Below are 10,951 nucleotides of genomic sequence, written 5' to 3'. Positions count from 1 at the left end.
CACACCATCCTCTTTATTGGGTAAAAAAACGCCATGCCAATGCAATGATGTACTTTCTTTTAATTGATTATGTACGACAATTTCGGCTGTATCGCCTTCGGTAAAAGTGAGCGTTGGCATTGGTATTTGACCATTTACGGAAATGGCTCTTTTTTCTTTGCCTGCGTAGTTTACAAGCGTATCTTTTACATACAACTCGTAACGAACTACTTTTTGTGCAAAGAGAGATTGCGAACATAACAGTATAAAAACTGCTTGCAGCAACCTGATCGTAACATTTTTAGGTATATTCATTTTGATATTTTTTTTCTTGAAACTTAATCCTGCTCTTTTAGCCAATTGGTTAAAACTTTGATTTGCTCATCATTCAGTTTTGTGTTTTTATGCATCATTGTATATGATGCTAAGGGCATTTGTTTAGTTTCGATTTGTTCTTTAATTGAGTTTAATAATCTTTCCTGCTTCCTATTTGAGTATGTACCCCATTCGTTGAAATTCAAACCTCTTTTGCGTTTTTTATGTGGTTTTCTACTAATGCTCTCATAGGTTGCACATAGTCGTACCAAACATAATTAGTATTGTTACTATGACAATCGTAGCAAGAGGTTTGAAGCATCGCTTTTACTTCAACAGGCATTTTATACGCTTGGGTAAAATCGGTTGTGTAAACCTGCCCTTTATCTACATTAAGGGCAGGCTGATATAATTGTATAGCAATAAAAAAAAACAGTACTATTGCCAAAATTATCTTTATTACTTTTTTCATTTTATAATTCCTTTTTCACAGAACCGCAGGTAAGCATTTGGCTACCGTAATAAGGATTTTTAATTGCCTTAGCTTCGCTAATCCAAATAGCACCTTTGCCGTCATTGTACATTGGGCAGAAGTCCTGATACAGCTTTTGTGTAGTTCCAAACAAGGTAATAAGGTCGGAAACATCTTTACTTAAGGATGCGAAATGTTCTCTTTGGTGGTCTACCTTTCCTGCGTTGTCGCCAATATGTTCTGCATTTTCCTTGGCATCTTCAGCTATTTCCATATATTCTTTATGTTTATTTGCTGGGATAGCGTTCATATCCACATTTTTTAAGGTAGTAAACAATTGCTTTCCTGCATTAGCAGCTGTTTTGTCATTATCTGCAACAAGTGCATTTTTTAAAGCCAAATAATCCTTAATTATAGGTGCGATAGTAAACTTTTGAGTTTGCTTCACATCGGATTTTTCTGCCTCTTGAGAAGACGTATCCGTTGAAGTAACAGTTGCTACCGTATCATTGTGTATAGGTGATTGTAACTCCGGAGTTGCAGCAATTGTTGTGCTATCATTAGCTTGCTGGTCGCTATTTTTATTTGAAGATTGATTGCAGGAAATTGTTACCGTTGCAATTGTTACTAATGTAATGATTGAGAAAATTATATTTTTCATTTTATTTACTTTTGATATTATTGAAGAACTTTATCTTATTTATTTGTTTTCAAATTCATTTAGCTTATGCTTCATAAATTCGATTTCTTGTGCCTGTGTTTCCAGTATGTTTTTTTGTAACTGTATCAATTCGGGGTCGGTAAGTTTAGCTTTTTCAGACATCAATACTGCTGCTGCGTGATGCGGTATCATACCTTTTACAAACTCCTTATCGCCCACAAATAATTGCTCCCGAATACCAAACCAAGAAAAGATGCCAATCGCAAAGGAAACCGTTATGATTGCCCAGTTGATTTTTTTGTTTTCATACATTCCTTTCATTATCAATAGTTCTATGATCAACATCGCAGAAACCATCAGCAATGTCATATATAAATTATTGATGTTCAGGACAAGGTTCTGTAAGCCGTCAATCATAGCATACATAATGAAGTACATAGCTATGAACATAGCAACAGCCATTACAGCAAAGCGTTTGTACATTGCTAAAGAGTGATTAGGATTATGCTTTTCATTCTTATGGTTATGTTGCATTTCGTGTTGGTTTTCTATACTTTCCATAACAATAGCGTTTTATTTGTTATTAATAGTTTCCTGTACGCTTCCGCAAGTAAGCATTTTGGAGCCGTAATACGGATTTTTAATTGCTTCTTCTTTGCTTAGCCAATTTGCTCCTTTACCATTATTGTACATTGGGCAATGCTGGTAATAAACAGGTGTTTCTTGTTTTGAAACTTTAGCTAATTCGTACATATTATTAGCCAGTAAAGCGAAAATTTCTCTTTGTTTGGTAACATCTTTTGCTACAGCAATTTTTTCTGCATTAGCAGTTAAATCTTTCATTACTTTCATCCAAACGGTATGTTCTTCGTTGGAAAGTTTTGTCATTTCTACTGCTTTAATTGCTTTTACCAGTTCAGAAGCTTTTGCAGATGAAGTACCTGCATCAGTTTTTACCAAAGCATCTTTCAGTGAAAAATAGTTGTCAAAAACAGTTTTCAGTTGTGGTACGTTTTGGGTAGTTGCCATTTGTTTTGGGTTGTGGTTACCGTGTTCTGCTTTCATATCCATACTTGCAACTTCAACTTTTGCAACTGGTTTTAATTCTCTGTTGTATTGGCAGCATCCGGATAGTTTAGCATAAACATCATCAGGCGCTAAAAATTTTTCACTGTCGTACCCTGCTAAAGCAATACGTTTCAGAATTTCATCCTGGCTTGTTTTTTTATCATCATAGTTGAGAATAGCCATTTTGGTATCTTTATTCCATTCTACTGTGGCAACATTTTTTACATTTCCTGCTTTTTCAATGGTAGTTTTGCACATTTCGCAGTTGCCATATATTTTTACGGATTCTGTTTTTGCATTTTTGATTTGTGCAAAACTGTTTACGGCTGATAGTAATACGGTGATTACCATCAATATTTTTGATATTGATTTCATTTTGAAAATTTTAAAATTAATAAGATATATAAAAGGGTTGCGAAAACCGGATTTAGTTTTCGACAAGACGTAACTGTGGCTAGCAAGCCATAGTTTTATCCTATTTTAGGCGGTTGCCAAATGGAAGAGTAGCCTGAAGAATAGTAGGCTTCTTTGAAACCGAATTTTTGCTTTTTAATTTCAGCAAAAGGGTTAGCTGTTTTTAAATCTATTGGTATTGGTAAGCTTACAGAAGATGAAGAAGTGCTGCATCCACAAGAACTGTGCTTACAATTGCCGTCGCAGTCGTGATCATCTTTGCATTTTTTACAGGACGTGTCCTTGCAACTGCTTTTATGTTCTGCTTTTGCAGATTGGTCTTTTGAGCAGGACTTTTGCTCTGTCTTAGTTGTTTTTTTTGCACAAGCATAGCTTATGCTTGGCATTAGGAAAAAGCCCAAACATAGTAAGATGACAAAGCTGATATGTTTACTCAAATTTTTCAACACTACAAAATTATGAAATTATTTCTTTTAATTGCTATATTTTGCACTTTCGTGAACTGCAAACACAGAATTATAGATAAAATATCTAAATCACTAGTCTGCATAGTCCTTTTTATGCTTATTAAAATAAATATACAGTTAATTACCTAAAGTGTTTGTTATAAGTTAAATAACTAAACAGGTTATTAGGATAAGGAAATTATCTTTGTTTAATGGTTCTATCTTAAAACCTGCTTTCTGTACAGTTTCAATTACCTGTTCTTGTGTAATTCCTTCTGATTTTACGGTAAGCACCTTGTCTTTAGTTGTATCTACTTCCCAATGGCATATTATACCATGGTATTATCCAAATGAGGTTTTACAGATGCTACACATCCACCACAGTTAATATTTGTTTTGAATCGTAAGTCTTGATTATTCTTTTCCATTTTGTTTATTGAATAATTCATTTAAAGTTTAAAACTGCGTAATCGCAATGCATTTACGATTACCGATACAGAACTTAAAGACATTGCTAAAGCTGCAATCATTGGAGATAATAAAATTCCGAAAAACGGATATAAAATACCTGCTGCAATTGGAACACCAAGCACATTGTAGAAAAAGGCAAAGAATAAATTTTGCTTGATGTTTTTCATAACAGCATGGCTCAAATTTTTTGCTTTAACGATACCTAATAAATCGCCTTTTACTAAAGTTATTTTGGCACTTTCTATGGCTACATCAGTTCCAGTTCCCATAGCTATTCCGATATTGGCTTGTGCTAATGCCGGAGCATCATTTATACCATCACCAGCCATAGCTACAATTTTCCCTTCTGCTTGTAAACGTTTAATTTCGTTGAGTTTATCTTCGGGTAAGCATCCTGCTTTATAGGAAGATAAACCTAATTCATCCGCTACTGCTTTGGCTGTATTAACATTGTCGCCAGTAAGCATAATTACTTCTACACCTTGGAGCATTAGTTCTTTTATCGCTGCTGCACTCGAAGTTTTTATCGCATCGGTAATTGAAACAAAACCAACTGTAACATCATCAACAGCAATGTAAGAAACCGTTTTACCAAGTTTTTGTTCTGCAATAATTTTGGTTTCTAAATCGTCAGAAATAGTTGCCTTAACCTGTTCCATTAGTTTTTTATTGCCTAATGCTACTTTTCTATTGGTAACCGTTCCTGTAACTCCTTTTCCTGTAACATTTTCAAAATCTTTGACTCCAATTAATGAAATAGATTTTGTTTTGGCATAATTGACTACTGCTTGTGCCAATGGATGTTCACTGTATTGGTTTAAGGAAGCTATATTTTGCAATAAATCATCCTCGTTATTAGTTGATGCGTAAATTTTTTCTACAGAAGGTTTTCCCTCAGTTAGCGTTCCTGTTTTATCTGTTATTAAAACATCCACCTTATTCATATTTTCTAAGGCTTCGGCATTTTTAATTAATACTCCAGATTGTGCTCCTTTGCCCACACCCACCATCACAGACATCGGCGTGGCTAAACCTAAAGCACAAGGACAAGCTATGATTAAAACTGCAATGGCATTTATAAATCCATAAACCTTCGCTGGTTCTGGACCAAATAGTGCCCAAACAAAAAAGGTAATTACTGAAATGATTACTACAATGGGTACAAAATATTTAGAAATACTATCGGCTAATTTTTGAATGGGTGCTCTTGAACGAGAAGCATCGTTAACCATTTGTACAATTTGAGAAAGTAATGTTTCAGAACCTACTTTTTCGGCCATCATTACAAATGATTTGTTCCCGTTGATTGTTCCCGAAATTACATTATCGTCTTTCTTTTTGTCAACGGGAATTGGTTCTCCTGTAATCATTGCTTCATCAATACTGCTTTCACCATCGGTTATTTTTCCGTCAACTGGAATTTTATCTCCTGGTTTTACGCGTAATAAATCACCTTTCTTAATATCATGAATGGAAATCACTTTATCGCCCCCTTCACCAATCAAAGTAGCTTCGGTTGGTGCTAATTGTAATAACGCTTTTATAGCTCCACTGGTTTGGCTATGTGCTCTTGCTTCTAACAATTGTCCCAACAAGACCAGTGTAATGATTACTGTTGCTGCTTCAAAATAAAGATGAATGGTTCCGTGTTCGGTTTTAAATTCTTCCGGAAAGATATTCGGAATCAGCATTCCTACAATACTAAACAAAAATGCAACTCCAGTTCCTATTCCGATAAGGGTAAACATATTTAGATTCCAAGTGATTATGGATTTCCAAGCTCGTACAAAAAACATCCAACCAGCATAGAAAACAACAGGAATTGAAAACAGAAATTGCACCCAGTTCCACATGTTGCTGTCCATTATTTGAAATAACGGATTGTTATGTACCATTTCCATCATGGCAATAATAAAAATTGGCACCGTAAAGAGGGTTGCAATTTTCATTTTTTTAAGCAAATCCAGATAGGTTTTTTTTTCTTCGGAATCGCTTGGTTCCATGGGTACTAAATCCATTCCGCATATAGGACATGAACCCGGACTATCTTGAATAACTTCGGGATGCATTGGGCAGGTGTACATCGTTTTCTTTACATTCAATTCTGCTTCTTTTACCAAATGCATTCCACAAACAGGGCAATCGCCAGCTTTATCATAAGTTTTATCGCCTTCACAATGCATTGGACAATAGTATTTGCCTTTTATATTGCTAGTCACTTCGATTGTTTTTTTATCATCGTGAGAATGAGCAGAGCAGCAGGATTTTGCCACTGGTTCATTTGTCGTGGTATGTTGTGGGCTTTTGTTATTGCTCATTTCTATGGTATATTTTCCAACAACGGTTAATGCTTTTTGCAATTGTGTAGTTGGAATGTGTTTATCCATTGTCAGGGTAGCTGAGTTTTCATCTTTTGAAACTTCAACATTTGTCACATTTTCAACCTTTAATAAAGCTGATTTCACCTTTGCTTCGCAACCTCCACAGGTCATACCTGTTACTTGATATTTGTGTACCATTTTGTATGAGTTTTATGATACAAAGTTCCGTATTGTTTCCATTTTTTCGTTGTGGAATTTTGGGAATGATTTGTAAGATTTACTTAGACCTTATCCAAAGGTTTTCTTTTATCCTCTCGTATTCGCTTGAAATAACTTGGGGTAAGTCCTGTTACCTTTTTGAATTGGTTGCTTAAATAGGCTACACTTGAGTAATTTAAACGGAAAGCAATTTCACTCAAAGATAGTTCATCATATACCAATAATTCTTTTACCTTCTCTATTTTTTGGGCAATAAAATATTTTTCGATAGTAGTGCCTTCAATTTCTGAAAATAAATTAGAGAGATAATTATAGTCGTGGTGTATCTTGCTATTTAAAACATCCGACAAATTGTATTTTGTTTCGCCATCCTGATGATGAACGAGGTCAATAATAATATTTTTTATTTTTTCTATAATTCGGCTTTTTTTATCATCTATTAATTCAAAACCTAATACAGTCAGTGCTTGCACTAAATTGGTTTTAACGTTTTCAGCTAATTCTTTATCCAAGGTAACTTCTCCCAGCTTTATATTTTTCACAGTCAATCCAAGCTTCTCCAATTCATTCTGCACTACCATAATACAACGGTTGCAAACCATATTTTTTATAAAGAGTGTTGTCATATATTTTGTGCTTTATTTGAAATTAGCTTAAAATAAGCTCTATAAAATTACAATTAATATTTTCTTGTAATTGTAGAACAGTTGTCAATTGATGTATTTATCCACTGCGTTGTCCAATTCTTCATTTTTAATATTGCTTAAATTTATATCTGCCAAATGGAAAACTGGTCAAGTAGTTTGCTGACTTTCTTTATATCATTTCTTTATTCAAAGCATCAATGAGCATTTTGGTCATAATATTTCTTCTTTAGCCACAAACTTGCACGTACCAATAATATCAGTACAGGAACTTCCACCAATGGGCCGATAACGCCCACAAATGCCTGTGGCGAATGAATACCGAAAACCGATATTGCTACGGCTATTGCCAATTCAAAATTGTTTCCTGTGGCTGTAAATGCGATGGATGCGTTTTTATCGTAAGGAACTTTAAGAGATTTATTGATAAAGAAGCTCACGAAAAACATAAGTATAAAATAGATGATTAACGGTATTGCTACTTTTACTACATCCATTGGCAACTCTACTATTTTATCGCCTTTCAGACTGAACATCAATACTATAGTAAACAGTAAAGCATACAATGTAATGGGCGATATTTTGGGTACAAATTTCCGGTTATACCATTCTATACCTTTTGATTTTACAAGGATGTATCGGCTTAAAAAACCTGCCAAGAAAGGAATACCTAAATATATCAATACGCTTTCGGTAACATCTTTCATTGATACGCTTACATTGAAATTGGCTAATACTAATTTTGCAGGTAATACGTTGATGAATAACCATACTAAAAAACTGTAAGTAAATATCTGGAAGATACTGTTTAATGCAACTAACATAGCTGTATATTCTCTGTTTGCTTTAGCTAAATCACTCCAAACGATTACCATTGCGATACATCTTGCCAAACCTATCAGTATCAAACCTGTCATATAATCGGGTTCATTCCTTAAAAATAAAACGGCTAACCCGAACATTAGCACTGTACCGATAACCCAATTCAGCAATAAGGATATACCAATTACTTTTTTATCCTTAAACGCCATAGGCAATAATGAATAATCAACCTTTGCTAATGGCGGATACATCATCAATATTAAACCTATTGCCAACGGAATATTTGTAGTGCCTACGGATAGCGCATTTGTAATTTTTGAAATACCGGGAAAAATATATCCCAATCCTATACCTACTGCCATTGCAAGGAATATCCATAAGGTAAGGTATCTGTCTAAGAATTTTAGTTTTGGTTGCATCGGCTACATTTTAATCATTGAAAAAACATAGAACATTTCCGTTGCTATCTGTAAACTTCTATCAGCATAGACCTTTGATTGTTCCGGTGTATTGTCTGAAATTTTAGGGTCTTCAAATGTGATAGGTATTCTCTTTTCTGCTCCTGCAATAAAAGGGCATCCGCCGTCTGCCTGTGAACAGGTCATAATAGCTGCAAACGCTGATACAGGATTGAAAGGGCTATCATATTTTTTGGAGAAACCAACAATCGGCAAAGAATTATCACTATACTTTATGGCATATACAGGATTGTCGGTATCTGCTATTTTGAAAATACTTAATCCCTGATGTGTCAATGCTTCTGCCACTTTCGGGAATAATGCCGTTTCTTCTGTACCACCCGAATAACAATGTACCTTTGGGATAACATAGTGTGCTGCTGCTACCTGTGCCCAAACCTGCGATAAATGGCTTCTTCGGGAATTGTGGGTACAAATGAAGTTGATACTTATTTCCTGACTATTGTTTACTTTTTGCTGTACAAAATCTATCAGTGGTCGTAATATATTTTTGCGTTCTTCACTGATGTTTTGAAAAGTAGTAACATTATTTATTGTTTCAACTAAATTCTTATACATTTTGATTGATTTAAAGGGTTTAACAACATCCTGAATTAGGTGTGCAGGAAGCATTATTCAACGCTGATAATTTTATTTTTTGCTTTTCGACAGGAATACCGCAAGCATCCTGAGCAAGACAAGCTGTTGTTTTACTTTTCAGTACGAATGTTTTTCCGTTGAAATCCAAATCATATTTCCCGATAGTATCAATTTGATATTCTACTTCAATTTCGGCATCTTCCATACCTAATTTTTCTTCGGATAGTTTGATGATATTTAATAGTTTGGTTGGCTTCAATCTATGTTCGTAATCGTCAGCATTCCATAATTGGAAATTGACAACTTTTTCATTGCGGATTACACCACCACAATCAATAAAAATTTTATTGATTTGCCCAACTTCGGTAACGTGGAAATGTTCGGGAACAAACGTTCCGTTCTCTAATTGAAATTCAACATGCTCTAATGTTGGTAAGATTTCTTTGATTTTTGATAGTTTCATAATTTCATTATTTAATTGTTATATTGCATTATTACGATTGATTTGGTTAAAATAAATGCTTAGCAACATTTATCAATACCTATATCGTCAACAAAGAAAGTATTGAGTTCCTTCTTAATCTGCTGCCAGACATTTTCATCAATGCAGTAGCATACACTGGTTCCCTCTATATTTCCTTTGATAATACCAATGTTTTTTAGTTCTTTCAAATGCTGCGAAATGGTAGCTTGTGCCAATCCCAATTCCTCTACCAAGTCATTACAAATACAGGCATTTTGTTTAATGATATATTGCAGGATAGCTATGCGTGCAGGATGAGCCAATGCCTTTAGCGAAGTTGCTAAACGGTTCTGCTGTTCCGTGTATATTTCAGTTTTTGTAACTCCCATTTTTATCAAAAATTATACATCGCAATATTACGATTAATATTTTAACTACCAAAATTGTTTAAAAAAATATTTAGTGAAGTTTACCCCTGTTGCACCAAATGTTGCAAATTCGGATCATTTTTTTTATCCGCTCTTTTTCATTTTCAATAATATTTACAATGTTTATTTTTATCTGGCGGTAATTCAGTAAAGATATCCTGTTGTTGATTTCCGGGCAATGATGGCGGTTGCTTTTAGGGTTGGTTTTGTTGGATGTCCTTTCAAAGCCACTTCGCTTTTTTGCAAAACGCAATTCCAAAGTCTAAAGTCCTACGTTTTTCCGAACAAAAAAGCTTTGAGGGGATGTCAGGTTCTCTTCCCTTTTTTAATTTGACGGAATGTATTGTGAACTCTGCTGTAGCTTTCCCTGCAAACTGTATAAAAAGGATTATACTAGTCATCAACCTGCATAAAATAAATACAGCTTTAAATTCATACCTGTGTAAATAAGATACAGATCATCATCATAAAATAGAATCATGCCGATCATCAAACCTGCGTAATACACATACAGCTGGAGTTCATACCTGCGTAAATCATATACAGGTCACCTGCTTAAGATAAGTACAGGTCAAAATCCTTACGATTTGATCTACAATACGATAGATAAATTATCACTTTGAAAGGATTTATTATTTACTTTCGTATGCTCAGACTTCACTTCCACACATTTCCAATAAAAACAATAAAAGAATCAAAACTGCTGATTATCAATACTATTAATCGTTTTTCAGAACTCCGAAAAATAAGCGGCTTTTTTTGAGCAAGATGTGTCTTTGTATATACAAACTTTTCAAGTTTTATATCCAAAGACGATCTTGCCTTTTTTTCAAAAAGGGGAAAAAAACTGCGGAACTTGTTTTTTTGTTTTTAATTAAATTTTGGTACAAGAATCCAAATTAATCCAAATCATTCTTTTTTAATCCTGGGAAGTTTCCAAACTAATCCAGATTATTCTTATTTAGCCCAAACCCTTTGAATACTATTGTTTTAGAAGGTTTTAACTCCCAATTTTGTCACAGAATTTTTAATCAAATACTAATGAAAAAATTGAGTCATCTTCTACCAGCATTAATAGTAGTATCAATCCAAGGTCAGGTCGGCATCAATACCCAAAATCCGGAAGCGACTTTAGAAGTGGTAGGGAAACCAAATGATGCCAATCATTAT

The 10,951-nt window shown here is 34.3% G+C and carries 11 protein-coding genes and 1 pseudogene; all 12 read right to left on the bottom strand.

Annotated elements, in window-relative coordinates; genetic code table 11:
* A partial coding sequence (locus tag DRF58_RS17040; protein ID WP_157966751.1) for a multicopper oxidase domain-containing protein occupies positions 1–294 on the bottom strand: 294 nt, incomplete at its 3' end.
* 23 nt (positions 295–317) lie between these two features.
* Positions 318–766, bottom strand: a pseudogene (locus tag DRF58_RS17035) (heme-binding domain-containing protein).
* 1 nt (position 767) lies between these two features.
* Positions 768–1,427, bottom strand: a complete 660-nt coding sequence (locus DRF58_RS17030; RefSeq protein ID WP_116037086.1) for a DUF3347 domain-containing protein — start codon at positions 1,425–1,427, stop codon at positions 768–770.
* Positions 1,428–1,466: 39 nt separating this feature from the next.
* The gene (locus DRF58_RS17025) at positions 1,467–1,961 is read right to left on the bottom strand and encodes a DUF305 domain-containing protein (protein WP_245955557.1); all 495 of its coding nucleotides are present in this window, start codon (positions 1,959–1,961) and stop codon (positions 1,467–1,469) included.
* 39 nt (positions 1,962–2,000) lie between these two features.
* Positions 2,001–2,870: a DUF3347 domain-containing protein gene (locus DRF58_RS17020; RefSeq protein WP_116037083.1), complete on the bottom strand. Its 870-nt coding sequence runs from the start codon at positions 2,868–2,870 to the stop codon at positions 2,001–2,003.
* A 95-nt stretch (positions 2,871–2,965) separates the two neighbouring features.
* Positions 2,966–3,346 (bottom strand): hypothetical protein, encoded by a 381-nt coding sequence (locus tag DRF58_RS18570; protein ID WP_157966750.1) that lies wholly within the window; start codon positions 3,344–3,346, stop codon positions 2,966–2,968.
* Between the two features lie 458 nt (positions 3,347–3,804).
* On the bottom strand, positions 3,805–6,345 hold the full coding sequence (locus tag DRF58_RS17005) for a heavy metal translocating P-type ATPase (RefSeq protein ID WP_028122605.1): 2,541 nt from the start codon (positions 6,343–6,345) through the stop codon (positions 3,805–3,807).
* Between the two features lie 83 nt (positions 6,346–6,428).
* Positions 6,429–6,992, bottom strand: coding sequence for a helix-turn-helix domain-containing protein (locus tag DRF58_RS17000; protein WP_028122606.1), 564 nt, complete (start codon positions 6,990–6,992; stop codon positions 6,429–6,431).
* 215 nt (positions 6,993–7,207) lie between these two features.
* Positions 7,208–8,251: an ACR3 family arsenite efflux transporter gene (gene arsB / locus DRF58_RS16995; RefSeq protein WP_034741357.1), complete on the bottom strand. Its 1,044-nt coding sequence runs from the start codon at positions 8,249–8,251 to the stop codon at positions 7,208–7,210.
* Between the two features lie 3 nt (positions 8,252–8,254).
* On the bottom strand, positions 8,255–8,869 hold the full coding sequence (locus DRF58_RS16990) for an arsenate-mycothiol transferase ArsC (protein WP_034741354.1): 615 nt from the start codon (positions 8,867–8,869) through the stop codon (positions 8,255–8,257).
* Between the two features lie 19 nt (positions 8,870–8,888).
* Positions 8,889–9,353: a DUF6428 family protein gene (locus DRF58_RS16985; RefSeq protein WP_028122608.1), complete on the bottom strand. Its 465-nt coding sequence runs from the start codon at positions 9,351–9,353 to the stop codon at positions 8,889–8,891.
* Between the two features lie 59 nt (positions 9,354–9,412).
* Entirely contained in the window at positions 9,413–9,742 is a 330-nt protein-coding gene (locus tag DRF58_RS16980; protein ID WP_028122609.1) for an ArsR/SmtB family transcription factor, read from the bottom strand.
* Positions 9,743–10,951 lie beyond the last annotated feature (1,209 nt).

The organism is Epilithonimonas hispanica (assembly GCF_003385395.1).
GTDB classification, from domain to species: Bacteria; Bacteroidota; Bacteroidia; order Flavobacteriales; family Weeksellaceae; genus Epilithonimonas; species Epilithonimonas hispanica.
The sequence above is the reverse complement of the archived record's forward strand: the minus strand, read 5'-3'. Positions and strand labels throughout refer to the sequence as shown.